This window comes from Prauserella halophila (assembly GCF_024171895.1).
Classification (GTDB): domain Bacteria; phylum Actinomycetota; class Actinomycetes; order Mycobacteriales; family Pseudonocardiaceae; genus Prauserella; species Prauserella halophila.
The window spans coordinates 98,585-124,399 of the sequence record NZ_JAMTCQ010000009.1 but is presented as its reverse complement, the minus strand read 5'-3'; the positions used below and the strand labels follow the sequence as shown (position 1 = coordinate 124,399).

General features: G+C 71.0%; 22 protein-coding genes and 1 pseudogene. 2 read left to right on the top strand and 21 right to left on the bottom strand.

What is annotated here, in order from left to right:
• Positions 1 to 6: 6 nt before the first annotated feature.
• The 6 genes and pseudogenes from panD to LY41_RS06730 form a co-directional block, all read right to left on the bottom strand.
• A complete protein-coding gene (gene panD / locus LY41_RS06755) occupies positions 7 to 522 on the bottom strand; it encodes an aspartate 1-decarboxylase (protein ID WP_253863019.1) in 516 nt (171 codons plus the stop codon).
• A 20-nt stretch (positions 523 to 542) separates the two neighbouring features.
• On the bottom strand, positions 543 to 1,523 hold the full coding sequence (panC, locus tag LY41_RS06750; RefSeq protein WP_253863018.1) for a pantoate--beta-alanine ligase: 981 nt from the start codon (positions 1,521 to 1,523) through the stop codon (positions 543 to 545).
• A 16-nt stretch (positions 1,524 to 1,539) separates the two neighbouring features.
• A pseudogene (locus LY41_RS06745) lies at positions 1,540 to 2,436 on the bottom strand (Rossmann-like and DUF2520 domain-containing protein); the annotation flags it as partial.
• Between the two features lie 124 nt (positions 2,437 to 2,560).
• Complete coding sequence (locus tag LY41_RS06740) at positions 2,561 to 3,679, bottom strand: PrsW family intramembrane metalloprotease (RefSeq protein ID WP_253864013.1); 1,119 nt, start codon at positions 3,677 to 3,679, stop codon at positions 2,561 to 2,563.
• 324 nt (positions 3,680 to 4,003) lie between these two features.
• Positions 4,004 to 6,763 (bottom strand): DUF6779 domain-containing protein, encoded by a 2,760-nt coding sequence (locus tag LY41_RS06735; RefSeq protein WP_253863016.1) that lies wholly within the window; start codon positions 6,761 to 6,763, stop codon positions 4,004 to 4,006.
• Positions 6,764 to 6,850: 87 nt separating this feature from the next.
• Positions 6,851 to 7,294, bottom strand: coding sequence for a DUF3180 domain-containing protein (locus LY41_RS06730; protein ID WP_253863015.1), 444 nt, complete (start codon positions 7,292 to 7,294; stop codon positions 6,851 to 6,853).
• Positions 7,295 to 7,581: 287 nt separating this feature from the next.
• Here LY41_RS06730 and LY41_RS06725 point away from each other — a divergent pair, with 287 nt between their 5' ends.
• A complete protein-coding gene (locus LY41_RS06725; protein WP_253863014.1) occupies positions 7,582 to 8,562 on the top strand; it encodes a MerR family transcriptional regulator in 981 nt (326 codons plus the stop codon).
• Positions 8,563 to 8,643: 81 nt separating this feature from the next.
• On the opposite strand, the gene folK is transcribed toward LY41_RS06725, so the two are convergent.
• From folK to dacB, 13 genes are all read right to left on the bottom strand, one after another.
• Positions 8,644 to 9,135, bottom strand: coding sequence for a 2-amino-4-hydroxy-6-hydroxymethyldihydropteridine diphosphokinase (gene folK, locus LY41_RS06720; RefSeq protein ID WP_253863013.1), 492 nt, complete (start codon positions 9,133 to 9,135; stop codon positions 8,644 to 8,646).
• A gap of 175 nt (positions 9,136 to 9,310) precedes the next feature.
• A complete protein-coding gene (gene folB / locus LY41_RS06715) occupies positions 9,311 to 9,670 on the bottom strand; it encodes a dihydroneopterin aldolase (RefSeq protein WP_253864012.1) in 360 nt (119 codons plus the stop codon).
• Positions 9,671 to 9,696: 26 nt separating this feature from the next.
• Complete coding sequence (gene folP / locus LY41_RS06710; RefSeq protein ID WP_253864011.1) at positions 9,697 to 10,497, bottom strand: dihydropteroate synthase; 801 nt, start codon at positions 10,495 to 10,497, stop codon at positions 9,697 to 9,699.
• Between the two features lie 35 nt (positions 10,498 to 10,532).
• Positions 10,533 to 11,147, bottom strand: coding sequence for a GTP cyclohydrolase I FolE (folE, locus tag LY41_RS06705; RefSeq protein ID WP_253863012.1), 615 nt, complete (start codon positions 11,145 to 11,147; stop codon positions 10,533 to 10,535).
• 25 nt (positions 11,148 to 11,172) lie between these two features.
• A complete protein-coding gene (gene ftsH, locus LY41_RS06700) occupies positions 11,173 to 13,677 on the bottom strand; it encodes an ATP-dependent zinc metalloprotease FtsH (protein ID WP_253863011.1) in 2,505 nt (834 codons plus the stop codon).
• A 315-nt stretch (positions 13,678 to 13,992) separates the two neighbouring features.
• Positions 13,993 to 14,781 (bottom strand): ESX secretion-associated protein EspG, encoded by a 789-nt coding sequence (locus LY41_RS06695; protein WP_253863010.1) that lies wholly within the window; start codon positions 14,779 to 14,781, stop codon positions 13,993 to 13,995.
• Between the two features lie 89 nt (positions 14,782 to 14,870).
• Positions 14,871 to 15,662: an ESX secretion-associated protein EspG gene (locus LY41_RS06690; protein ID WP_253863009.1), complete on the bottom strand. Its 792-nt coding sequence runs from the start codon at positions 15,660 to 15,662 to the stop codon at positions 14,871 to 14,873.
• Positions 15,663 to 15,668: 6 nt separating this feature from the next.
• Positions 15,669 to 17,165, bottom strand: a complete 1,497-nt coding sequence (locus tag LY41_RS06685; protein WP_253863008.1) for a hypothetical protein — start codon at positions 17,163 to 17,165, stop codon at positions 15,669 to 15,671.
• A gap of 18 nt (positions 17,166 to 17,183) precedes the next feature.
• Positions 17,184 to 17,552: a hypothetical protein gene (locus LY41_RS06680; protein WP_253863007.1), complete on the bottom strand. Its 369-nt coding sequence runs from the start codon at positions 17,550 to 17,552 to the stop codon at positions 17,184 to 17,186.
• Between the two features lie 184 nt (positions 17,553 to 17,736).
• Positions 17,737 to 18,306 (bottom strand): hypoxanthine phosphoribosyltransferase, encoded by a 570-nt coding sequence (gene hpt / locus LY41_RS06675; RefSeq protein ID WP_253863006.1) that lies wholly within the window; start codon positions 18,304 to 18,306, stop codon positions 17,737 to 17,739.
• 14 nt (positions 18,307 to 18,320) lie between these two features.
• Positions 18,321 to 19,376: a tRNA lysidine(34) synthetase TilS gene (tilS, locus tag LY41_RS06670; RefSeq protein WP_253863005.1), complete on the bottom strand. Its 1,056-nt coding sequence runs from the start codon at positions 19,374 to 19,376 to the stop codon at positions 18,321 to 18,323.
• Complete coding sequence (locus LY41_RS06665) at positions 19,355 to 20,416, bottom strand: Rv3626c family coenzyme F420 biosynthesis-associated protein (RefSeq protein WP_253863004.1); 1,062 nt, start codon at positions 20,414 to 20,416, stop codon at positions 19,355 to 19,357. The genes tilS and LY41_RS06665 overlap by 22 nt, the downstream gene beginning before the upstream one ends.
• A gap of 138 nt (positions 20,417 to 20,554) precedes the next feature.
• The gene (gene dacB / locus LY41_RS06660) at positions 20,555 to 22,345 is read right to left on the bottom strand and encodes a D-alanyl-D-alanine carboxypeptidase/D-alanyl-D-alanine endopeptidase (RefSeq protein ID WP_253863003.1); all 1,791 of its coding nucleotides are present in this window, start codon (positions 22,343 to 22,345) and stop codon (positions 20,555 to 20,557) included.
• Positions 22,346 to 23,221: 876 nt separating this feature from the next.
• Here dacB and LY41_RS06655 point away from each other — a divergent pair.
• Complete coding sequence (locus LY41_RS06655) at positions 23,222 to 23,737, top strand: inorganic diphosphatase (RefSeq protein WP_183650962.1); 516 nt, start codon at positions 23,222 to 23,224, stop codon at positions 23,735 to 23,737.
• Between the two features lie 132 nt (positions 23,738 to 23,869).
• On the opposite strand, the gene LY41_RS06650 is transcribed toward LY41_RS06655, so the two are convergent.
• Together LY41_RS06650 and LY41_RS06645 are read right to left on the bottom strand one after the other, a co-directional pair.
• Complete coding sequence (locus LY41_RS06650; RefSeq protein ID WP_253863002.1) at positions 23,870 to 25,054, bottom strand: benzoate/H(+) symporter BenE family transporter; 1,185 nt, start codon at positions 25,052 to 25,054, stop codon at positions 23,870 to 23,872.
• 89 nt (positions 25,055 to 25,143) lie between these two features.
• Positions 25,144 to 25,683 carry a gamma carbonic anhydrase family protein gene (locus LY41_RS06645; protein WP_253863001.1) on the bottom strand — a complete coding sequence of 180 codons (540 nt, stop codon included), beginning with the start codon at positions 25,681 to 25,683 and terminating at the stop codon, positions 25,144 to 25,146.
• Positions 25,684 to 25,815: the final 132 nt, after the last annotated feature.

Genomic DNA, 25,815 nt, shown 5'->3' with positions numbered 1-25,815 from the left:
CGCGTCTCAGCTCTCCGCGTGCAGCATGGCGTCGAGACGGGCGGCGTCGGCCGTCTCGGCGACCGGGAACGCGGGCAGCTCGCCCTCGATGAACGCGTGCCCGGTGTCGTCGATCGGCAGGGCGCCGGAAACCAGGCCGGACCCTTCGGGGGCACGGCCCGCGTCGGCGCCGCGGTCGGCGATGCGGTTGTCGGCGTCGACGAAGATCACGCGCGGACGGAACGTCCTGGCCTCGGCCTCGTCCATCTGGCCGTAGGCGATGAGGATGACGATGTCGCCCGGGTGCACCAGGTGCGCCGCGGCACCGTTGATGCCGAGCACACCGCTGTCGCGCTCGCCGGGAATGACGTACGTCTCGAGCCGTGCGCCGTTGGTGACGTCCACAATGGCCACCATCTCGCCCGGCAGCAGGTCGGCGGCCTCCATCAAGGTCTCGTCCACCGTCACCGAGCCGACGTAGTGCAGGTCGGCCTGCGTGACCGTGGCTCTGTGGATCTTCGACTTGAGCATGGTGCGGTACATCTTCGACTCCCTTGATACCCCTACTGAGACGGAGTTGTTCCCGCTGGGGCGGCATTCCGGCCGTCGCCTGCCACGTCCTCGCCGTCTGCGGTCTCCTGGTCACCGAGTCCCATCGCGGCGGCGCCGAGCGGCACCGGCGTGTTGTCGATCAGCCTCGTGCGGCCGACCTTGGCCGCGATCAACAACCTCGCGTCACCATCGACGGGCGCGGGGCCCAGATCGGTTCCCCTCAGCTCCAAATATTCGATCTCGATTTCCGGATGCGCCGCCAGTTCCGTACGAGCGGCTTCGAGCACCGCCTCGGCACCGTCGGCTCCGGCGTTGACGCCCATCCCCAAGGCGGTCGACAGGACAGCGGCACTGCGGCGATCCTCTTCGGACAAATAGGCGTTCCGCGACGAGAGGGCGAGCCCGTCCTCCTCCCGCACCGTGGGCACCCCGACGATGCCCGTCTCCAGGTTCAGGTCCGCGGCCATGCGCTTGACCAGCACGAGCTGCTGGTAGTCCTTCTCCCCGAAGAAGGCGTAGTGCGGCCGCACGATGTTCAGCAGCTTGGCCACGACGGTGAGCACGCCCCCGAAGTGCCCCGGCCGCATCTCGCCCTCGAGTTCGGCGCCCAGTTGCCCCGGATCGAGCGTCACGCTCACACCCGACTCGCCGTACAGCTGCTCGACCTCCGGCGCGAACACGAGCTCGACGCCGAGTTCCCGCAGCGTGTCGAGGTCCTGGTCGAGGCTGCGCGGATAGGCGTCGAAATCCTCCCCCTCCCCGAACTGCAGCGGGTTCACGAAGATCGACACGGCGACGATCGTGTTCGGCAGCCGCTTGGCCCTGCGGATCAGCTCGCGGTGCCCGTCGTGAAGCGCACCCATCGTGGGCACGAGCGCGAGGTTGCGGCCGACTCCGCGCAGCGCATGCGTCACCTGCGACACCTCCGACGGGCCGCGGTAGACGTTCAGCTCGTTACGCGTGAACTTCGGCGTGTGCTTCGGGAAAGTCATGAGGATTCGCTGCCTGTCACGATCGGTTGTCGAGGAGGGTTTCCAGTTCGGCTGCCGCGTCGTCGCCGAGCAGCCCCGCGAGCTTCGCCCGCGCAACGGTGCGGCGGGCCAGCGCGGCGTAGGTCGGTTCGACGTCGGGTGCCTGCTCGGCCAGCACCCGCAGGTGCGACGTCACGGTGCCGGTGTCGCCGCGGGCCACCGGTCCGGTCAGGGCGCGGCCGCCGTGGCGCAGGGAGTTGTCGAGCGAGGCCGACAGCAGCGGCGCCACGACCCGGTCCGGATGGTCGACGCCGGCATCGGCGAGCAGCTCCACACAGTCGGCGACGACCGTGGCCAGGTGGTTGGCGCCGTGGGCCAGCGCAGCGTGGTAGATCGGACGGGCGGCCTCGGGCACACGGACGGGCTCGGCGCCCATCTCGACGGTCAGTGCCTCACCGACGTGCCAGGCCGCGTCGTCCCCGGACGTCGCCGTGACGCCGACACTCGCCGTGGTCAGCCGGTCCGGGTCCTCGGCACGGCCGGTGAACGTCATGACCGGGTGCAGCGCCAGCGGCAGCGCACCCGCGTCGGAGGCGGCACGCAACACGCCGACACCGTGGGCACCCGACGTGTGGACGACGATCTGGCCGGGGCGCAGCGCACCGGCGCCCGCCAGGCCCGCGGTCATCGGTTCGAGGACGTCGTCGGGCAGCGCCAGCAGCACCAGGTCGGCGCGGCGGGCGACCTCGTCGGGCGGCAGGATCTCGGCGTCCGGCAGCAGGCGTTCGGCGCGGTGGACGGACGCGTCCGACACCGCACTGACGGCCGTCACGGCGTGTCCGGCGCGGGTCAGCGCCGCACCGAGAACACTGCCGACACGTCCCGCCGACACAACGCCCACCGCAAGGCGGGCAGGCCGCGTCACCGCGCGCCCCTCAGGAGGCTCATGGCCGCAAAACTCCCAAAACCCGTTCCAGTCCCGACCTCGTCGCGGGTACCAGACGACGCCGCGAGCGTAGCGTTCGCACCACTGTCGTCATGCACCCAGGTGACCAGCTTCACCCGGTGCGTGCGAGGCTCACGGCGTCGGCGCGTGCCTGTTGTGCTTCGGCGAGCAGGTCGTCGTGCCGGGCACGGTCGTCCTCGGTGGCGACACCCCTGCGCCGCAGGAACGCCAGCTCGGTCACGGCAGCCTGGTAGTCGCCGACGGCCCTCGCGGCCGCCGTGCCCGATTCGCGGCGTGCCTGCCTGCGCCACTGCCTCCGCGCGGTCAGGTCCGACAGCAGCTCGATCTCCGAGGGCGCGATCCAGCCTCGGCGGGCCATCGCGGGCAGCGCGCCCGTGACGATCCGCTGCTCGCGGCGGCGCTGCCACACCACGATCAGGCCGACGCCGATGAACAGCGGCGCCATGATCAGGAAGTAGACGTTGAGGAACGTCCGGGCTCCGCCGATCGTCGCCGCCGCGTTCCACAGCGCGTGCAGGCAGACGGCGCCGACGTAGGACACCACGGGAAGCGCGAACCGGGCCGCACCGTAGTAGCGCTTCTGCACCATCAGCGCCACACCGATGCCGATGACCACGGAGAACAGCGGATGCGCGAACGGTGACATCACCCCGCGCAGCGTGAAGGCCGCGAGCACGCCCGAGGACATGCCGCCACCGAAACCGGCCTCGTTGAACGCACTCGCGAAGTAGTAGACGTTCTCGGTGAAGGCGAATCCGGCCGCGCTGAAACCCGCATAGACGATGCCGTCGACGACCCCGTTGAACTCGCTCCGCCGGTGTACCAGCACCGCGACGAGCGGCACCGCCTTGATCGCCTCCTCCACCAGCGGTGCGGAAACGATCGTGGCGATCCTGCTGCCGCCTTCGAAGCCGAGCAGGTAATCGCCGACGCTCTTGGCGGTGTCGTTGACCAGTAGCGCCAGCAGCGTCGCCACGCACGCGCCCCACAGGAACGTCAGCAGCAGGTACCTGGCCGGCTCGGGCTCCCACCGGTCGACCCACAGCAGTGCGGCCGTGACCATCGAGACCGGAACCACGGCGACGACCACACCGACGATCACGGGCAGCGCACCCGCCTGGACGGTGACCAGGCCGAAGACGATCAGTCCGCAGATCGCGACCGCGACCATGCCGGTCACCGGCACCAGCACGGTGACCAGACGTGTCATGTTCCGCCGGGCGTGCCGCACGACGGTCGCCGGTCCGTTCACGCCGCGCAGAGTAGTAGCCGCCCCCGACTACCCGGCTGAGGGATACGGGGCCGCAGCGACGGTGTCGAGCCGATGAGCACCGCCGGGATGTCCGGATCGCACGAGGCGACGGCGGCGCCAGGAGCAGGGCCGTTAGCGGCACCTCGGGCCGTTCAGGGGCGCTCATGGCAGTGCCGCGGTTCAGAGCGACGGCGTCCGGACCGATGCCGTGTCCGGAGCAGTTTCGTTCAGTGCGCCCCGGCCACGGCGGGTGCGGCCGGGTGCGGTGAACGACCGGAGCTGTCAGTCCTCGGCGCGGCGGCGACGGCGCGGTGTGGCGTCGCCACTGCCGTAGGCGGCGAGGAGTTCGCTCACCGAGCGACCGGAGGAGTGCGAACCGGTGGGCTCGCCGTCCTCGGCATCCGGAGCACGGCGACGGCCGCCGGCCTCGGGCCCCTGTTCGTCCTGCGACGCGTCGTCGCCCTCCGACTCGGCGGCACGCCGGCGTCCACCCGGCTTGCGCGCGAGATCGCGCACCTCGGGCGGCAGCGTCGGGTTGACGGCGGAGTCCTCGCCGGAGGCCTCGGTCGAGTCGGCCGCGCCGGCGGGCTGCTCGGGGTAAGACATGGGTGGAAGGGGTCCCTTCGCGATCGGTTGTTCCGCCTGAGCCACCTCGGGTGCCGGCTCGGCGGCCTTCGGAGCGACGGCGCGCGTGTCACGCGCCTCTCCGGAGTCTGTCTCGGGAGTCCGAGCGTAAGCGGTCTGTGATCCTGCCCTGTCCACGCCCTGACCCGGCGACGACCCGGCCTGCGAGGCAGAACGCCCACGCGAACCCGAGTCACTCGCCGGAGTGAGTTCAACATCACGCCGATTTTGACCCTCATTGCGGGATTCGTTCGACCGTGAGGGTGAACCCGGACGCCCGTCCTGCGGAGCGGACTCGGGGCGGGCGGGGCCGGGTTGTGCTGATCCGGGTTGGGCGGGACCGGGCTGTGCTGATCCGGGTTGGGCGGGTCCGGGTTTCGTACGGCCGGACGGTTGTGCTGGGCCGGGCTGGACGGGGCTCTGTGCCGTGGCCGTTGCCGGGTCCGGACCGTTCCGGTCGGAACCACTGCGGCTTCGACCGGTCTGCTTCGGCGGAACGGCCGGCTGCTGCGTGGGACGCGAATCGTCCGCCCGCGGCGGGACCGGACGGCCGGGCGCGGGTGCCTGAGGCGGCTCGGCGGCGGACTGTGCCTGCCCCTGTGCCGGTGCCTGCCCCTGTGCCTGCGGGCCCCCCGCGCGCTGGGCCGGCCGGAAGCGATCCTTCGCCGAGGCGGCCTCGCGGGCGCGCACGCGGCGCGTGGGGTCCTCGTCGGGCGAACCGGGCTCGGCGGCCGCGGCCCCGGCCGCGTCGACGGGTGCTCCGTCTGCCGGAGCTCTGTCAGCCGGGGTCCTGTCAGCCGGGGTCCTGTCGGCCCGTGTTCCGTTGGCCGGCATTCCGTTGGCCGGCATTCCGTTGGCCGATGCCGCTCCGGCCGATACCGATCCGGCCGAGGTTGTCTCGGCGGCCGGGGTGCCGTCGCCGGACCGGTTCGCCGGACGGCCGGCCGAACCGGCGCCGGAGCCTCCGGCGTGACTTCCCGATGCGGCGTGGGCCCACTCCTCGTCGAATTCGCCGTCGTCGAACGACCGCCGGTCGGCGGCCGGCGCCTGCTGCGGCCGCCGGGACTGCGCTCGCTGTGTCTGCTCTCCCCGCGCCTGCTCTCCCCGCGACTGCTCTCCCTGGGACTGCGGCATCGGGGCTGGCGGCGGCTGCGGCTGGGATTGCGGTGACCGGGCTTGCGGCGGCTGGCGTCGCGCAGCGCGAGCTTGCCGGTTCGCCTGCTGCGGTGCCTGTTGCGGGCCGGCGGAACGCTGCTGAGCGGGGACCGGAGGCGAAGTCTGCTGTTGCGGCCGCCGCTGAGGGCCGCGTGCCTTCCGGGGGCCGTCCTGCACGCCCGCGGGCCGGACGGGAGCCGGCGCACGGTCGGTGTCGGACTCGCCGTCGGCGTCGTCACGGTCGGGCTCGTCGAAATCGCGCTCGTCGAAGTCGTCATCGCCGGCCGCTCGGCCGGTGGATGGTGCGAACCAGGCCGTCGATTCCGAGGCGGTTTCCGAACCACCCGACTGCGGCCGGGGCCCCGGACCCTTCGATGCGACCGCGCCGTTCGCGGCCGCTCCGTCGGGCACGGCACCGTTCCGCGCCGCACCGTGTGGAGCCGCACCGGTCGAGGTGGCGCCGCGGGGCGCACCTCCGTTGGAGGAGGCGCCGTGGGGAGCGGTTCCGGGGGGAGCACCGTTGGGGGCAGCTCCGTTCGGTTGTGCAGCGCCGGCGTTCTGGGCGGCACCGTTCTTCACGGCGTTCTTCAGCGACCCGTTTCCGCTGTTTCCGCTGTTTCCGCTGTTTCCGCTGTTGCCGCCATTGCCGGCCGTGCCGATGGCCCTGGCGATGGCTCCGGAGTCACCGCTTTCGGTCTCGACGACCCGGCCGATGAACTCGGTGGGATTCTCGCCGCGACCTGCGGCCAACCGGGGTTTCCCCGGCGTCTCGCCGTTGGAGACGACGGGACGGTCGTCACCGAACGAACGCATGCGGGTGGACTGTGCGGTGAGTGCGATGCGCTCCCACATCACTTCACCGCCGAACAGTGATTGCAGGCTGTCCCGCAGCGACGAGACCTCGACGCGCAGCGCTTCGAGCTCGGCGCGGGACTCGTCCTCGACGCGTTCGCGGGTCTCGGCCTCCACCTCGAGCTCGAACTCGTGCCGGGCGGCGACCTCGCGCTCCAGCTCGAGCTCGTAGATCTCCTGTGCCTTCGACGCGGCCACTTCGGTCGCCGCCGCCTTCTTGCGGTAACGCGTCGCGAGGAACGTACCGATGAGCGCCGCCCACAGCGCAGCCAGAATGCCCAACCGCAGCAGTCGCATGTCCTCGGCCAGGATCAGAGCGACGGTGGCACCGAGCGCGAGCAGCACGCCCACGGTCGGCCACAGCCGGCCGTCCGAGCTGCGGCCGGGCTCGTCCTCACCCTCGCCAGTCATGCCCGATACCGTACCTTCCGGTTGCCGGATCGTGACCTCGTCGGTACTTCGAGCGGCGCGTTCTGATCGCCGGCCGGTCGGTGCTGATCACTCGTCGCGGTCGGCGGTGTCCGGTGCGCGACAACAGTATTCGAGCCACAGTGCCGCACCGATCAACACCGCTGCGCACGCGGCTCCGACGATGGCGGCCGGCAGGTCGTCGGCGGCCGCCGTGAGATCGCTCGCCCGCGGCGCGAGGAAAGCCACTCCTGCGAGCCAGGCGCCGAGCATGAGTGCCCCCAGCAGTGACGACGCCTTCGCGAGCGCGACCGCGCGGGCGATACCGAGACCCGTGACGACGCGTCCTTCTCGGACGCGGCTGCGCACCGTGAACGCCAGCACGGTCTCGATCACGGCCAGCGCCAGCAACGTCGTACCCGCGAGAGTCGGCAGACTCGGCAGCTGCCCGTACGCGAACTCGAAGAGCAGATACACCGCAACGAGCCCGACCAGCCCGGCGACGACCAGCTCACGAGGGCGCGTGAAGTGCATGTCCCCACCGTACTGGGACCCCGCAGCCGCAACGGCCCCCGCAACCTCACCGCGTGTCCTGCACCCGGGCCCGCGTGTCCTGCACCCGACCGCCACCCGACGACGCGCTGCCGGCGCGGCTGCCTCTTCCCGTGTGTCCTGCCCGTGTGTCCTTCCCCTGCGCCGGTCGCCCGCCCCGATTCCCGAGCTGCCGGGCGCCGACGCGGCAGGCGTCGAGCATCGAGACGGCCATTGCGGTTGACTCTCCAGCGACTGGAGCCTCGAGGCTCGGATTCGTGGAGGCGGAGATGACCCCATCGGGAACGTTCACGATCGGCGAACTGGCACGTCGCACTGCCCTGCCGGTGAAGACGATCCGGTTCTACTCCGATCAGGGTCTCGTCCCTCCGGCCGATCGCACCGCTGCCGGCTACCGGCTCTACGACGCCACCGCGTTGGCGCGGCTCGAACTCGTGCGCACACTGCGCGAACTCGGCCTCGCACTGGCGGACATCGAGCGGGTGCTGGCAGGAGCGTCGACGGTGGCGGAACTGGCGAGCGCGCACGTGGCCGCGCTCGACGACCGCCTCCGCGTGCTACGGCACCGCAGGGCGGTGCTGCGGGCGGTCGCGAACCGTGAATCCGAACTGGAAGAGGTGGAACTGATGAACAAATTGGCATCGATGTCGGACGAGGAGCGCAACCGGCTGGTCGACGAGTTCTGGGACGAGGTGAGCAAGGGCCTCGACGTGGACTCGGAGTTCTACGCGTGGATGCGGTCGGCCAAGCCCGAGCTGCCCGACGAACCGACGCCGGAGCAGCTGGACGCGTGGATCGAATTCGCCGAGCTCGTGTCCGACGCCGAGTTCCGGGCCCTCATCCGGGGCATGAGCGAGCAGCAGGCGCAGCGGCGCGAGGCCGGCCACGACATCGACGCGTTCTCGCGGGCGCAGCGCGAGCGGTGGGAGGACTGGCACGCGCGGGCGCAGGGACTCCTCGACTCCGGTCTGTCGCCGGAATCGGCCGAGGGCCGGGCGCTGGCCGACGAGATCGTGCGAGCCTCGCTCGGCGAGGCCGACACGTCCGCGTGGTTCGCGGGCGACGGCGCACCCGAACCGGCGGACAGCCCCGAGTACCGCAGGTGGCTGGCCGGGCAGATCGACGCGGGCGGAGACGCCCGGGCCGAGCGCTACTGGCAGCTGTTGGCGATCATCAACGGCTGGCCTCCCGTGCCCACCCGCGTCGCGGCGACGAAGTGGGTCGTGTCGGCGGTGCGCGCGTCGGCGTAGTCCATCGGCGCGACGCGCGAAGGGAACATTTGGGGTGTTGGACGCCCCGAAGGTGCCCTTGGGGGCGCCGCCGCGGGTGGCTCAGAGGGAGAGGTCGGCGCGCTTGCGTACGCCGTCGCGGTCGGCGGCGGGCAGGGCGGCGAGTAGCGCGTCGGCGCGCCCGACATCCGACACCTCGGCGTCCGGGTCGAGCTCGAGCCACGGGACGAGCACGGTCGCCCGCTCGGCCGTTCCCGGATGCGGCAGTCGCAGTTCCGGGTCGGCCGAGCGCACGCCGTCGACCGACACCACGTCGACGTCGAGCGTCCGCGGCCCCCATCGCTGCTCCCGCACGCGCTCGGCTTCGCGTTCGAGCGCCTGCCCGGCGCGCAGCCACGCCCAGTGGTCGCGCGCCGGGTCGGCCACGATGCACACCGCGTTGAGGAAGTCGGGCTGGTCGGTCACACCCCAGGGGGCGGTCTCGTACACGCTCGACACCGCGACGAGGGAGTCGCGCAGACCGTCGACGGCCAGCCGCAGATACGACAACCGGTCGCCGAGGTTCGACCCCAGCGACAACACCGCCCTGCTCATCGGCTGTCTCCCGGAAGTCCGCGAGGCGCCCTCGGGGGCGTCCAGCTCCGACAGGCACGAAGTCCACTACGTGAAGGGAAGATTCGGGGCTCCCGCCCGTCTCCCACCGCCGCCCAGACGGGCGCGTTATGCGAAGGAGGCACTCCACCCGCTGGCCTGCCGCGTATGGCCGGGGTCAACGCTGCCTCGCGACGGTCACTGCGACGTCGGCGAACGTCAGCGGGATCGGCGCCGTCGGCTTGTGCACCGTCACCTCGACCGCCGACAACCGTTCGTCGCGCATCACCTCGTCGGCGATCCGGCCCGCAACGGCCTCGATGAGGTCGCAGGGCTCGCCACCCACGATGTCGGCAGCCAGCTGCGCCAGCTCGCCGTAGTGCAACGTCTCGCTCAGCTCGTCCGAGGCCGCGGCGCGCGTCAGGTCCAGCCACGCCGTGATGTCGACGACGAACTCCTGACCGTCACGCTTCTCGTGGTCGAACACACCGTGCCGACCGAACACGCGCAGGCCCGTCAGCGTGATGCGGTCGCGCACCTCCGACGACGGCACGTCCGGCACTCTCAGCCACCACCCTTGGACCAGGCGGCGGTGACCTTCACGGCGTCCAGCGACGCGCCGACGTCGTGCACCCGCACGCCCCACGCGCCCGCCGCCGCGGACAGCGCCGAGATCGACGCCGTCGCGACCTCCCGGCCCGACGCGGGCCGCGGCTCACCTTCGGCGTCGGCGAGCAGAGCACCGAGGAAACGCTTCCGCGAGGCGCCGACCAGCACCGGAAAGCCCATGCCGATGAACTCGTCCAGCCGCTGCAGCAGCGCCCAGTCGTGCTCGGCACGCTTGGCGAATCCCAGCCCCGGATCGAGGACGATCGAGTCGGCCGTGACGCCCGCCGCCAGCGCCGCGTCGGCCCGCGCACTCAGCTCGTCGCGCACCTCGGCCACCACATCGGTGTACTCGGCCAGCGCATTCATGTCCTTGCTGTGCCCGCGCCAGTGCATGATCACGAACGGAACACCGGTCCGCGCGGCGACCGTCGGCATGTTCGGGTCGGCCAGACCGCCCGAGACGTCGTTGATGATCTGCGCACCCGCCTCGACGGCGGCTTCCGCGACCGTGGCACGCGTCGTGTCCACCGACAGCGGGACACCGTCTGCGGCGAGCTGTCGCACCACCGGCACCACCCGCGCCAACTCGGTGTCGGCGTCGACCCGATCGGAACCGGGGCGCGTCGACTCACCGCCGACGTCGACGATGTCCGCGCCCCGCCGCCACATCGCGTGCGCGTGCGCGAGCGCGTCCTCCTGGCTCAGGTACCTGCCGCCGTCGGAGAACGAGTTCGGCGTGACGTTCAGAACGCCCATCACCACACAGCGGTCGGCCGTCGGAATGCGCTCGTTCACCGGTTCCCCTTGATCAGCTGCAACGCTTCCGCACGCGAGGTCGCCGAACGCTCCATGATCCCGCGAACGGCCGACGTCGTGGTGCGCGCGCCCGGCTTGCGGATGCCCCGCATCGCCATGCAGAGGTGCTCCGCCTCGAGCACCACGATCACGCCGCGCGGGTTCAGCTTGCGATCCAGCGCGTCGGCGACCTGCGTCGTCAGCCGTTCCTGCACCTGCGGCCGCTTCGCGTACAGGTCGACGAGCCGTGCCAGTTTCGACAGCCCCGTCACCTTGCCCTGCGCATTCGGGATGTAGCCGACGTGAGCCACTCCGTGGAAGGGCACCAGATGATGTTCGCACTGGCTGAACAGCGGAATGTCCGTCACCAGCACGAGCTCTTCGTGACTCTCGTCGAACGTCCGGTCCAGCACGTGGTCCGGATCGTTGTAGAGCCCTCCGAACATCTCGCGGTACGCCCGCGCCACCCGAGCGGGTGTCTCACGCAACCCGTCCCGGTCCGGGTCCTCACCACACGCGAGCAACAGCTCACGCACGGCCGCCTCCGCGCGTGCCTGATCGAACGACCGACCCGTGGCACGCGGTGCGTCGACGCTGTCCTCGTCGACCATCGCGTGCCCGTTCTCGGAAACCTCGCTAGCGATGGTGACCGTCCTGCTCGTCGGAGCCGCCCTCGTCCTGCGGGCGCTGCTGCGGCTGCGGATTCGGGTTCGGCTGAGCCCACGGCCTGGCCGGCCGCGGCTTCGGCGACGTCGCCGGCGTCCACCCGGGAGGCGCACCGTAGTTCGGCGGGCCCGCGGGCCGCGCACCCGGTTGATCGTGCTGCTGGCCCGGCTGGTTCCCCTGCTGCGAACCCTGCCAATGCCGGCCACCGGGCTGCTCACCGTAGGGATTGCCGCCGTTCTGACCGTGAGTGCCGTTCGGCCCCGAGGGCGGCGCATACGGGTTGTACGAACCCTGATTCTGCTGCGGCCCGGTCCGCGGATCCCCGGTCTGCGGCAGTTCCCCGCTCTGCGGCTCCTCCCCGGCCACCGGCGGCTGCGGTGCCGGCGTCGCCACGGACGCAGGCTCGCGATGGCCCGGTCCGCCGTACTCCGGCCCGCTGTACTCCGGTCCGCTGTACGACGAGGGCTCCGGCTGCACCGGCCCCGGCTGCGGCTCCGGCCGCACCGGCTCGGGCCACGGCTCACCGCGTTCGGCCGCCAGTTCCCGGGGCGTCTTGATCGGCGGCTTGTCCGACGGAAGCCGGTCGCCGAACTCGTTGAACACCGTGATCTGCGGGCGCTTCACGACCGAGGAGAAGATCCGCTCCAGGTCGCGACGCTGCAGGGTCTCCTTCTCGAGAACCTCGGCCACGAGCTCGTCGAGCACGTCGCGGTAGGTGTTGAGCACCTCCCACGCCTCGGTGTGCGCGGTTTCGATCAGCTTGCGCACTTCCTCGTCGATCTCGTGCGCGACCTCGAGGGAGTAGTTCGCCTGCTGGCCCGCGGCGCGGCCCACGAAGGGGTCGCCCTGCTCCTGGCCGTACTTGACGGCACCGAGGCGCGGGCTCATGCCGTACTCGGTCACCATCGCGCGGGCGATCTTCGTGGCCTGCTCGATGTCGGAGGACGCACCCGTCGTCGGTTCGTGGAAGACCAGCTCCTCGGCCGTACGCCCGCCCATGGCGAACACCAGCCTGCCGATCATCTCCGAACGGGTCATCAAGTCCTTGTCGTCCTCGGGCACGATCAGCGCGTGCCCGCCGGTACGCCCGCGCGGCAGGATCGTCAGCTTGTACACCGGCTCGATGTCCGGCATCGCCCACGCGGCCAGCGCATGCCCGCCCTCGTGGTACGCGGTGAGCTTGCGTTCCTGCTCGGAGATGATCCGGCTCTTGCGCGCCGGGCCGCCAACCACGCGGTCGACGGACTCCTCCAGGTACGTGTCCGTGATCTCCGTGTCGTGCTGCCGGGCCGTGAGCAGTGCGGCCTCGTTGATGACGTTCGCCAGGTCGGCGCCCGACATGCCGACGGTGCGCTTGGCCAGGGCGTCCATGTCGACGTTCTTGGCAAGCGGCTTGCCCGCGGAGTGCACCTTGAGGATCGCCTCACGGCCGCGCAGGTCCGGTGCCGCGACGGGGATCTGCCGGTCGAACCGGCCGGGCCGCAGCAGCGCCGGGTCCAGGATGTCGGGGCGGTTCGTCGCGGCGATGAGGATGATGCCGCCGCGCGAGTCGAACCCGTCCATCTCGACGAGCAGCTGGTTCAGCGTCTGCTCGCGCTCGTCGTGGCCGCCGCCCATACCTGCGCCGCGCTGCCTGCCGACCGCGTCGATCTCGTCGACGAAGATGATGCACGGCGCGTTCTGCTTCGCCTGCTCGAACAGGTCACGGACACGCGAGGCGCCGACACCGACGAACATTTCCACGAAGTCCGAACCGGAGATCGTGTAGAACGGCACCCCCGCCTCGCCGGCGACGGCCCGCGCGAGCAGTGTCTTGCCCGTACCGGGCGGGCCGTAGAGCAACACGCCCTTCGGGATCTTCGCGCCGAGCTGCTGGTACCGGCCGGGGCTGCTCAGGAAGTCCTTGATCTCGTGCAGTTCCTCGACGGCCTCGTCGGCGCCCGCCACGTCGGTGAACGTCGTGGTCGGCATGTCCTTGTTCAGCTGCTTGGCCTTGGACTTGCCGAAGTTGAGGACCTTGCTCCCGCCGCCCTGGGCGTTGTTCATCATCCACATCAGCAGCAGCAGCAGGATTCCCAGCGGAATCATGTAGATGAGCATCTGGGTGAAGAACGAGTCCTGCGTGACGGTGGTGTCGAACTTGATGCTCTGACCGTCGTCACCGGAGCCCGTGCGGGCATCGAGCAGGACGTTGTACAGCTGCCCGGAAGCGCCTCCCGGGAACTTCGTGATGATCTGGTTGACGTTCTCGCCGTCGACGTTGATGCCGTCGGACAGGTGCAGCTTGAGCTGCTGCTCCTTGTCCTCGAGATTCGCTTCCGTGACGTTACCGGATTCGATCTGCTGCACGGCCTGCGACGTCGGCACCGCGGTGTAAGCACGGTCGCTGTCGAAAAGCATGCTGAACGCGAAATAGAGCAGCAGAACCGCGGCTATCCACAGCAGTGGGTTCTTGAGCAGGCGCTTGCGGTCCATTAGATCCGGCCGTTGCGGCCTCGGCCCTCCCTGGTTAGGCGGTGGGTGGTGACTTCCGCCGTCACGGTCTTGTCAACTCCCGCTGGTGCACGGTTCGCACTCCCGCGGCGAATGCCGTTCCATCAGGGTACCGCCCGGTGAACTGGGTCATCGGGGCATCCTCGAGGAAATCCGTGCGTTCGGCTACGGCCGCAGGTGCACAGCCGTCACCGATAGGTCAACGGACACCGCCGGGTGCGTGTTCCCGCCGCGTGCGCAGCGTCACGTGATCACCCGCGGACCGGGTCCGCCGAGCGGGCGCATCGGGCTCTGCGGTCAGCGGCCGACCCCGGCCAGCAGCTCACCGAGCCTGCTGCGCAGCGTCTTCGCATCCGCAGGAGCCACGGTCACCCACTCACTGCCGTCGCCGCCGGACGCGGACGTGCTCAGGTACCGGCCCGTCGCCGTGTCGAACCACGCGAGCACGGCCGACCGCTTCTTGTAGCCCAGCTCGTCCTTGCTGTTCGCTGCAAGCTGACCGCCCCGCAGCCGCGGCTGAGCGATGAGCTGCGAGTACGCCTCCCGCGGGTCCCGGGTGCGGTCGGCGAAGCCGCCGCGCTTGCGGCCGCCGTCGGCGTCACCACCGCTCCTGCCCGCGAGCGCCCCGGTGCGGTCCGGCCGCGCCTGCAGCGCCTCACCGAGCGGCAGCGTGATCGACGCTTCCGTGCCTCGCCGAGCCTGCGGCAGCAGGTCGACCACCGCCGATGCCACGCCGTCGGGATAGGCCGGGCTCAGCCGCAAACCCTCACGGTCCTGAACGGCGAGCACCGCCTGTTTGCCGTCCGAGGCCGCGATCGCGCCCACCGGCGGGTGCTGGAACTCCGGGATGAACAGTGCGTCCACCGTCACCGAAGCCCTGCCCAGCAGGTCCAGCCAGCCCTCGACCGGCGAACCCTCGATGCCGCGGGCCTCGATCTCCTGCTCCGCACCGTCGCGAAACCTGCGCCGCTGATGCTCGGTCTCGCCGTGGGACGTGACCTTCAACGGGTACGGCAACTCACCCGCCCCCATCCGCTCCCACAGGAAGTCGAACGTGACCGGGCTGAAGAACTCCTGGGTGGGCACGGTCCTCCCGACCAATTCTGAACTGGCGATGGTGCTCGTCTGGTGCGTGAACATGAACCGACCTCGTCAGCGCTTCTCCCTGCTCACCGTCACAGTGGCGCCGTCGCGGCGCCGGCTGCACCGGCGAGCATCTCGGACAGGCGGTGCCGCAACGTCGGGGCGTCCGCAGGGGCGATGGTGATCCAGTCCCGGCCGTCGCGGCCGCGGCTGGCCTGTGTGAAGTAACGGCCGGACTCGGTGTCGAACCAGCTCAGCACCGGCATCCGCGTTCTGCCGCCCGACGAGTTGCGCGCGTTGGCGCCGATCTGCCCGCCCCGCAGCCGCGGTTGCGCGTTGAGCCGCGCGAGGGCCTTGCGATCGTCGTCGGGACCCGCCTTGCCGTCGGGACCTGCCTGCCCCCGCCGCTGCAGGAAGTCCACCCCGGAGCCGGACAGCAGCTGTTCGAGCGGCACAGTGATCGACTTCTCCTCGCCGCGGCGCTCCGCGGGCAACAGCCCCACGACAGCGCTGGCCAGACCGTCCGGGGGTACCCGGTCGAGCACGTAGCCGTCGGAATCCGAGATCAACAGCACGCCCTGCGGCCCCAGCGCCGCGGCGACCGCCAGGTGCGGTTCGTGGTCCGGAGCGTCGACCTGCACGGAGTCCAGACTCACCTGAGCCGTCGCGAGACACTCGAACCAGTCCTCGATCAGCGGCGCGGGCCTGCCGGACTCGTCGACAAGTCCCCGGGCCGCCAATTCGCCGAGGCTCTGCGCCCGCAGTGCCGCTCGCTGCTCCAGCGTCTCGCCGTGCGATCGGACCTCGAGCGGATAGGGCAGCTCACCGGCGCCGAACGACTCCCACAGGAAATCGAACTCCAGTGGCGTGAGCCGCTCCGCCAACGGTCATCACTCCTCGTCGTCCGGGCCCCAGGCGCCGAGCACCGGCGGCGCCGTCGCCTGATTGGCTCCGAACACGTCGTCCGGGTCCGCCTCGACGAGGAAGGACGCGTGCGTGTGTTCCTCGCCTTCCTGCCCCTTACCCGCTGCGGCACCCGCGGCACCCATGCCGCCACCCATCGGAGTGCCGGGCGGCGGCGCCACCCCGGCGCCCTCACGGCCACCGATGAGACCACCTGCACCCGGCATACCCGAGTTCTGCGGTTGCTGCACCGACGCTGCGGGCTGTGCCGCCTGCTGCGACTGCGCCGTCGTCGCGCCCTCGGACTCCTGGTCCTTGTCCGAACTCGTCTTGCTGCCCTTAGCCAACGCACGGCCGCCCGCCACGGCGGCACCGCCTCCGGCGAGCGCGGCACCGGCCGCGGCGGCACCGATGCCACCGGCCGAGGAACTCGCGGGCGCCTGCGCGGCGGACGCAACACCCGCAGCGGGCGCCTGTGCCGCCGGCTGCTGCGGGGCCTGCGGGGTCTGCGGTGCCGGCTGCTGCGGAGCCTGCGGCCCCGGCTGGTGAGCAGGGCCGCCGTGTACCGACAGCCCCTCGGGTCCGCGGACACCGCCGACCGAGCCCGCCACGCCGGAACCGACGGAACCGACCGCACCGGGGCCGCCGACCGACGAGAGGTTCGTGCCGCCCGAGTTCGTCTCCTGCTTCAGGCCCAGCGATTCGGGGCCGAAGCTCGGCGTGGAGTTGTCGACCTCGGACATCGCGGCGGTGTAGGTGTTCAGGTACTGCACCTGCTGGGCCTTGACCGCGCGGGCCTGATCGAACTTCTCCTTCATGTCGCCGACCATCGCCGCCGGCCCCATGGCCAGCATGTTCGCGGTCTCGGAAGCCGGGTCGAACTCCTCCGGCTGCGGCATCTTCTTGAGGTCCGCCGCAGCGGCGGCCTGCTGCGACAGTCGCTGGCCCATTGCCCTGGCCGCCTCGGCGGCCTGCGAGCTGGAGTTGGCGATGCCGACGAGCGCACCCTGCGCAGCACCGGCCGCCTGGCCGATCCACGCGGTGCCGAGTTCGTCGATCGTGGTGTAGAGATCCTCGGAGACCTGCTGCAACGTCGTGCCGTGGCGCCCCCACGAGCTGCCGATCTCCTCGGCGCTGCCCGGCACGTTGTTGACCGTCGCGAAGGCGTAGAGCTGCTTGCTCTCGTGCGCCGCCCAGTTCGGCCGGTCGGCGATCGCCCGCTCGTTGTCGAAAGCGAAGCCGTCCTGCCGGCTGCGTGCACGGCCGACGATGTCGGAGACCTCGCCCGAGTCACCGAGCTGTACGGCCGTGACCATTCGCTCCAGCCGAGCGGGATCGTCCTGCAACGCCGCACCCAGCCCAGCGGCGCCGGATTCCGAATCCGACTCGACCGGAGCGGCCTCGGCTTCGGATGCGGTCGACTCGGCCGCCCCGTCGTCGGACAGGTCGGAACCGATCAGACCGGAATCGTTGTCGATGTTCACTGCTCACTTCCCCCTGCGTCAGAGCTGCCCGGTGAACGGTTGGGCGTTGTCCTCGTCGATGTCGCGGTACCGGCGCATGGCCGTGGTGATCGCCTGCTCGGCGTCGTCGTACTGACGGTGGAGATTCCGCAGGGCGTCGGCGTAGGACTCCCGGTTCCCGCCCGCGGCGTCGGAGAACTTGGTGGCCATCGCGTTGCCGACCGGGTTCGCGCCGATCTGCGGCGGCGTGGACAGCTCCTGGGCCTTCTGGAGCAGCGCCTCGACCGCGTCCTTGCCGGTGCGGATCTTGTTCAGCACCGTCTCGGCGTGGTCCGGGTCGATACCGACCTGGCCGTTGACGGCCGCTTGGCGGAATGCCGCCGCATCCGCCTGACTGCTGTTCCCCATGTTCCGGACTCTCCCTACGTCCCCTCAGAGCCGACGGCAGGCCTTTCGGCAGCCGACCTGCGATCTTCGCTTAGGTTAACGCATCAACGCGTTCGGTATGACGCGATCGAAGGACTCACGGTTCCACCTCCGCTCGCATGGCCCGAACCGGCCGCGATGCACTCACCTCACGTAGCAAATCGCCCTACGTTGAGTACACCTTCGGGTCAAGCGTGCCGATGTAGGGCAGGTCACGATAGCGCTCCGCGTAGTCCAGACCATAGCCGACCACGAACTCGTTCGGAATATCGAAGCCGATGTACTTCACCGGCACGTCGACCTGCACCGCCTCTTGTTTACGCAGCAGTGAAACGACGTTCAGCGACCGTGGGTGGCGCGCCGTGAGGTTCTTCATCAACCATGACAGCGTCAGGCCCGAGTCGACGATGTCCTCGACGATCAGCACGTCCCGGCCCGCGATGTCGCGGTCCAGGTCCTTGAGGATCCGCACCACCCCGGACGACGTCGTCGACGAGCCGTACGACGAGACGGCCATGAACTCCAACTGCGCAGGCACCGGCAACGCGCGTGCGAAGTCGGTCATGATCATGACCGCCCCCTTGAGCACACCGACCAGTACGAGATCGGGACCCGATTCGCCCGCCGCGTCGTCGCCACCGGTGTAGTCCGCGGCGACCTTCTCGGCCAGCTCGGCGATCTTGTCCTTGATCTCTTGCTCGGTGATGAGGACGGAGGCGATGTCGCCTTCGTACACGGCAGCTGTCCCCTCTAGCGATGGTCTGGAGTAGTGCTGGTTCCGGCTCCTGCCGGACGGACCCTGAGCTTTCCACGTGCCCGGCCCGCCTCAAAATCCCCCGGCAGCCATACGCCGCCCTGCCCGCGCCAATCGGCGACGAGCGCGTCCACCGACCGCAGGTGCGCGTCCGTGAGTTCACGCACTCCGGCACCGAGCAGCCAGCTCCGCAGCGCGCGCCTGCGCAGTGCGGCGGGAGCGGCCCCGAGCGAGGCGACCGACAATTCGGACATGCCCTCCGATTCGCCCCCTGCGTCAGGGTACGCGTCCGCCAATGCTCGGCCGAGCAGCTCTTCGGCCAGGTCATCGAGGACGTCGACGTCGTCACGCAGCTGCGCGGCCGTCCGCGCGAGCGCCCCCGCGACACCGCCGCCGAGCACGTCCTCGAGCATCGGCAGGGCCTCGTCACGGATCCGCACGCGCCGGTAGCGGCTGTCCGCGTTGTGGGGGTCCTGCCACGGGGTGATGCCGAGTTCGTCACACGCATCCCGGGTCGTGGCCCGCGGCAGTCCGAGCAGTGGTCTTGCCCACGGTGGGTCGTGCGGGCGCATGCCGGCGATCGATCGCGGCCCCGAACCGCGGCCGAGCCCGAGCAGCACCGTCTCGGCCTGGTCGTCCCGGGTGTGGCCGAGCAGCACCGGCGCACCCCCCGACGCCTCCCGCAGGGCGGTGTACCGGGCTCTGCGTGCCGCCGCCTCCGGACCGCCGGGACCGGACACCGACACCGGCAGCACGCGGGCCGCCCCTGCTCCGAGGTCACGGGCCGTGGCCGCTGCTTTCTCGGCGACCTCGTCGGAACCGGCCTGCAGCCCGTGGTCGACGACGAGCGCGGTCACCGGCAGGCTCCGGCACGTGTAGGCGGCCGCCTCGGCGAGCGCGAGCGAATCGGCACCGCCGGAGACCGCGACACACAGCGAAGCGGGAACCGGCTCCGGCATCGCGGCCAGGAACTCCCGGACGGCCTTGCGGACCGCCGCGACCGCGTGGAACCCGCTCCGGCCGGACGCCGTCAGTGAACCCGCCGGATCCATGCCTGCGGGTCCTTGATCTCGGCGCGGGTCGGCAGCGTCTCCGGCGAGGTCCACACGGCGTTGAAACCGGCCATGCCCACGGTGGCGACGACGTGCTTGGTGAACGCCGCTCCCTGCTCGTACTGGCGCACCTTGGCGTCGATGCCCAGCAGCGCACGCAGCACCCGGTCGAACAGCCCGCCGCCCTTGCGCCGCTCGGTGAAGCGCCTGCGGATCGTCGCCACGCTCGGCACCACGTCAGGGCCGACGGCGTCCATGACGTAGTCCGCATGCCCCTCGAGAAGCGTCGACAACGCGATGAGCCGGTCGAACACCTCGCGCTGGCCGGGCGACTGCACCAGCTCGACGAGCCCCATCACGTCACGGGAACCCGATTCCCGCAGCGAGCGCAGGTTGTCCGGCAGGCGCTGCAGCGTCGCGGCGACCGTCTCGTCCGATCCCGTGAATCCGCCGACGAGCTTGCCCACCTCGGCCGCGAAGTACTCGCGCAGCCAGTCGACGGCGGTGAACTGCAACCGGTGCGTGCACTCGTGCAGGCACACCCACAGCCGGAAGTCCCGGGCAGGCACCCTCATCGCCTGCTGGGCGGTGACGACGTTCGGCGCCACCAGCACCAGCTCGCCGTCGGCCTGCGGCCCGCCGAACGGGTCGTACTGGCCGAGTACCCGCGACCCCAGGAATGCCAGCACCACGCCCGTCTGCACGCCCGCGCTGCCCGCGAACACGGACGACAGTTTCGACGCACGCTCGGGCGGCACGGCACGGCCGGTCAGCTCGCCGAGCCCGGCCGCGGCCGAACGCACCCACCCCGGCCGGTCGACCACAGTTCCCGGTGGCACCGGGAGTCCGTCACCGAGACCGGTCAGTTCACGGACGTAGCGCTCGGCATCGACGGACAGGTCGCGCAGGTCGGCGACCGCACGGTCGGCCTCGTCGCGCGGCACCACCGGTCCGCCGCGTACCAGCCGCGCTCCCGTCGACGCCGCCAGGGGCCAGTCGACCAGCGCATTCGCGGGCGGTGCCTTCGTCTCGGCGTTCACACCCGCCGACGCTACCGGTTCGGGCGGCGCCGTCCCACCGGGCGGCGCCGTCCCACCGGGCGGCGCTCGCCCACCGGCACGATCCGTCACCGGCAGGACCCGCCCACCGGCACGATCCGTCACCGGTGGAAGGAATCGCTAACGGCAACCGCATCGGCGGAGGGTCGCCGCGATGGTGTCGAGGGCGTCGCGGGCTTCCTCCGTGTTGTCCGCATCCGAGGTGATCAGCGAGAACGCCAGGACCCGTCCGTCGACGGTCACGACCTGGCCGGTCAGGGCATTCGTGCCCGTCGAGGAGATGGTGCCGGTCTTGGCGCGCACCCAGCCGCGCCCCTGTTCGGGCGTGCCCTCGGTGTAGCGCCCGGCGAGCGTTCCCGTGCCGCCCGCGACGGGCAGACCTGCCAGCAGCGATCGCAGTGCGGCGGTGCGCTCGTCGGCACTCGCACCGCCGTCCGGTGCCGCCGCGACGGCGACGACCTCCGACAGCAGCTTCGTCGTGATGCGGTTGTCCACCGAGAGGCCGCTGCCGTCGTGGAGCGTCACGCCGCTGACATCGAAGCCGTGCTCGCGCAGTACTTGAAGGGTCGCCTTCGCACCGCCCTCGAACGAGGGCTCCCGGCCCTTGGCGATCGCGATGTGGTGCTGGATCGCCTCGGCGAGTGTGTTGTCGGACAGCTGAAGCATCTGCTGCACGAGCCGCTCCATCGGCGCCGACTGCACCTCGGCGATCGGCTCCGGCAGGTCCTCTACCTCGACACCCTTCGTCAGGTCGGGGTCGACTTCCGCGGCGGCGAACTTGCCGGCCAGTTGTTCGACCATCCGGCTGGCCGGGTCACCGAATCGTTCGGACTTGTCGTCGAGCGGGTCCCTGCGGCCGCCGTCGAGCATGATCGGGGCGAGCGGGGCGGCGTACGTCGACGGGGCATCCTCGTTCGCCCAGCCCTGCGCCGTCTCGTCGGTGGTGAACACGCTCTGTTCGAGGGCGATCGCGCGGACGTTGCCGTCGGTGGCCTCGTCGATCTGCTGAGCAAGGTCGTCCAGGTGGGCCGCACCCCGGTGGAGCGACTCCTCACCCTTCGGCAGCGACGACAGCGTCACGTCGCCGCCCGCCTTCACGAGGATGCCGCCCCGCCCGGGCACCGCCTCGTACGCCTTGGTCGACAGTCGCATGTCGGGACCGAGTTCGAGCAGCGCCGCCGCTGCGGTGAGGATCTTCGTCGCCGACGCGGGCGTGACGGCCTTGTTCTCACCCTGCGACCACAGAGTCTCGCCGGTGGCCGCGTCGACGACCGTTCCGCTGAGCGAGCCCAGGGCATCGGAACTCGCGAGCCCCTCGAGCGCCTGCTGCACTCCGCTCGGCGTCGGCGCGTCGCCCTGACCTCCGATGGGCTGCAGCTGCCGGGTGACGGCGATGGGCTCCGGTTCGTCCCCCTTCGGCAGGTTCGGCGCCCAGGGAAGGCCGAGGCGGTTCGACACGGCGGGCAGCGCCAGCGTGATGCCGACGGCGACGACGAGCACCAGCGCCAGCCCGCCGAGCAGCAGGGCACGCCCGCGTCGCCGGCGTTTCGGCGCGGGGCCGGGGTCGGGGTCGGGGTCGGGATCCCCACCGGACGGCTGGTCGGGCGGGCCGCCCGACCGGCCGTCGGCTGCGGGTGCGGCTTCGGCGGGAGTGTCGGCGTCGGCTGCGTCGGCTGCGTCGGCTGCGTCGGCGGCGTCGGCTGCGTCGGCTGCGTCGGCTGCGTCGGCTGCGTCGGCTGCGTCGGTGTCGGTGTCGGCTGCGGCCGCGACCTCACCTGCGGCGGTGTCGGCTGCGGCGGTATCGCCTGCGGCTGCGGTGGTGTCGGGGCGGCCGTCACTGTCGCCTGCGGCTGCGTGACCGCCGTCTGCGGCTGCATCCGGGTGGGCATGCCGGGTCGGCTCGATGCGCATCGGACGGGCGGGCGTCCCGGCCTGCGGAACCGGTGTGGTGGAGACCGGCGGCTGCGCGGGCCGTTGCGGCGGGGCCGGAGGCCGCGGCGGCCACTGCTGCCCGTGTTGCGCTTCCCGGGGGCCGTGTTGCGGATCCCGGGGGCCGTGTTGCGGATCCCGGGCATCGTGTTGCGGATCCCGGGGGCCGTGCCCCGCGTCCGGAGGTCGGTGTTGCGGCCCCCGGAATTCGGAGGGCTGCTGCGGCCCCGCCGGGGACTGCGGCTGCCCGGGCGGACGTGGCGATGCGGCCCCGGATGCCTGCCCTGACCACGGCGACCGTGTCGGGCCCTGCACCTCCGGCCACGCCGAGGGGGGCGGCTGCGGCCGCGACGACTGCGTCCGGGGTGGCTGCGTCCGGGGTGGCTGCGATGGCTCCGACTGCGGCTGCCTCCGTGGGGGCGTTCGTGGGGCCACGTCACCCGGTGCGGTTGTCTCGCCCTGTGGGGCCGCATCGTCCGGTGGGGCTGCGTCGGCTGATGGCACTGCGTCGGCCGGTGGGGCCGTCTCCCCCTGCGAGGTCGCGTCACCTGGTGGGACCGTCTCGCCGTGTGGGGTCGCGTCACCCTGTGAGGCCGCGTCGACGTCGTCCGACGGCCACGCGGGCCAGTCGCCGGCAGCCCCGCCGCCGTCGCCCGCACCGGTATCGCGTTGTGACACGTACCCCTCCAGCAAGTCCCCACTGTGTGCTAATGCGTTCCGCCACTCGAACGGGGCAGACATCACACTAGTGCCATCCTTAGTGCTACATGACCGAGTGGTGGGCCACACTGATCGGGTAAGGACCTGACATTTTCAGCCGCGGGCGACGCGGCGCCGACGAGATCAAGCGAGGACGCCGTGGACTTCGACGTCACGATCGAGATCCCCCGCGGGGAGCGCAACAAGTACGAGGTGGACCACGAGACGGGCCGGATCAAGTTGGACCGGACGCTCTTCACGGCCACCCAGTACCCGGCCGACTACGGCTTCATCGACAACACGCTCGGCCAGGACGGCGACCCGCTCGACGTGCTCGTCCTCGTGCAGCAGCCGACCTTCCCCGGCTGCCTGGTCAAGTGCCGCGCCGTGGGCATGTTCCGCATGCGCGACGAGAAGGGCCCGGACGACAAGGTGCTGGCCGTGCCGACCGGCGACCCGCGGAACGACCACCTGCGGGACATCCACCACCTGAACGAGTTCCACAAGCTCGAGATCGAGCACTTCTTCCAGGTGTACAAGGACCTCGAGCCCGCCAAGAGCGTCGAGGGTTCCTCCTGGGTCGGCCGGATGGAGGCCGAGGCCGAGATCGAGCGTTCGCTGGAGCGCGAGCGTGAGCGCCTCGAGAAGGAAGCTGCCGACGCCGGCAAGCACTGAGCCGCACCCGCAAGATCGTTCAAGGGGATCCGACCACCCGGGCCGGATCCCCTTTTTCGTGCCCGGTCCGTTGCCCCGAAGGGCACCTTGGGGGCACTCAACGCCCCGAAGGGTCCCTTCGGGGCGCTTTCCTCAGGACCGGCGCCGTTGGGTGATCAACGCCGTGAGCACGCCCGCGAGCAGTCCCCAGAACGCCGAACCGATGCCAAGCAGGGTCACGCCGGACGCCGTGGCCAGGAACGTCACGACGGCCGGTTCGCGCCACCGGTCGTCGCCGAGCGCCGCGGTGAGCGAGCCCGTGATCGTGGCGAGCAGGCCGAGGCCGCTGATGCCGATGATCAACGCTTCGGGGAGGGCGCCGAGCAGCGAGCCGACCGTGCCCGCGAACACGCCGATGCCCAGGTAGAAGAGGCCGGCCCACACCGCGGCGAGGTAGCGGCGGCTGCGGTCCTCGAGCGCCTGCGGTCCGGTGCAGATCGCCGCGGTGATGGCGGCGAGGTTCAGCCCGAAGCAGCCGAACGGCGCGAGCAGCAGATTCGCCACGCCCGTGGTGCCGATGACCGGCGACAACGGCACGTCGGTGTAGCCGTCACCGCGCAGCACCGCGACTCCGGGCAGGTTCTGCGACGCCATCGTCACGATGTACAGCGGCAGTCCGACACTGATGATCACCTGCCAGTCGAACTCCGGCATCGTGAACACGGGAGCCCCGAACGCGAGGTCGACCCGGTCGAGCTGCAGCGTCCCGGTGACGGCCGTCGCCGCGACGCCGACGGCGAGCGCCACCAGCACGGCGTAGCGGGGCACCCACCGCCGCGCCAGCAGGTACGCCAGCAGCATCGGGAACACGACGGCGAAACTCGTCTCCAGTTCGCCGAACAGGTCGATGCCGAACTGCACGAGAACCCCGGCCAGCAGTCCGGAGGCGAGCGCCACCGGGATGCGGTTCATGACTCGTTCGAACCAGCCGGTGAGCCCGGTCAACGTGATCAGCGCGGCCGACACGACGAACGCGCCGATCGCCTGCGGCATGGACACCCCGTGCAGGCTCGCGGCCAGCAACGCGGCGCCCGGAGTGGACCAGGCGGTGACGATCGGCGCGCGGTAGCGCAGCGACAGGCCGATGGAGGTGACGCCCATGCCCACGCACACGGCGAGCATCCACGACGTCACCTCGGCCGGCGACGCTCCTGCTGCCCGTGCGGCGGAGAAGACGATCGCGGCCGTGCTGGTGACGGCGACGAGCACCGAGATCAGGCCCGCAGCCACGGCGGTCGGCGGAAACGCCCGGTGCACGAGTGTCTTCGGGACCGTCATGCGGTGGTGCTCATGCTGTTGTCGCTCACTTCGCTCGTGCGACCGGCCCGCGGTCGGCGGGCCGGTCGCGGCGGACGGTCACCGGTTGTCTACGCGGGCCGGTCGGGCTCGGCGAGTTCTTCGACACCGACGGCGTGACGGCGGGCGAGCTCCTGGTAGACCGCGGCGTTGTGGTCGACCCAGCCCCGGGCCGAGTCCGTCAGTGGCACGAACTTCTTCGCGGGGCTGCCCATCGCGATGACCTCGGACGGCACCTCGGTGCCGGGCGTGACGGTGGCGCCCGCGGCGACGAGTGTGCGCGCACCGACGGTCGCCTTGTCGAGGACCGTGGCGGCGTTGCCGATGAGCGCCTGCTCCCCGACGGTGCAGTCGTGGACGATGCACGAATGTCCCACGGTGGCGTTCGCCCCGACCTCACACACCCCGTCGTTGACGTGCAGTACCGAGTTGTCCTGCACATTGGCACCCTCACGGATGACGATGCGCCCGAAATCGGCACGCACGACGACGCCGTACCAGACCGACGCGCCCTGCTCGACGACGACGTCGCCCACCAGCGTGGCCGTCGGGGCGATCCACGCCTCGGGGTGGACGGAGGGACGCTTACCTTCGAACTCGAACATCGGCATGGGCGACAGCGTAGATGCGGCCTCCCGTCCGGGTGACCGGACGTGCGTCACACCGGACGTCCGGTTCCCGGCCGCAGGGCACGCAGAGCCGCCGGCACGAGCCCGCACGAACCTGCACGAGCCGATACCCGT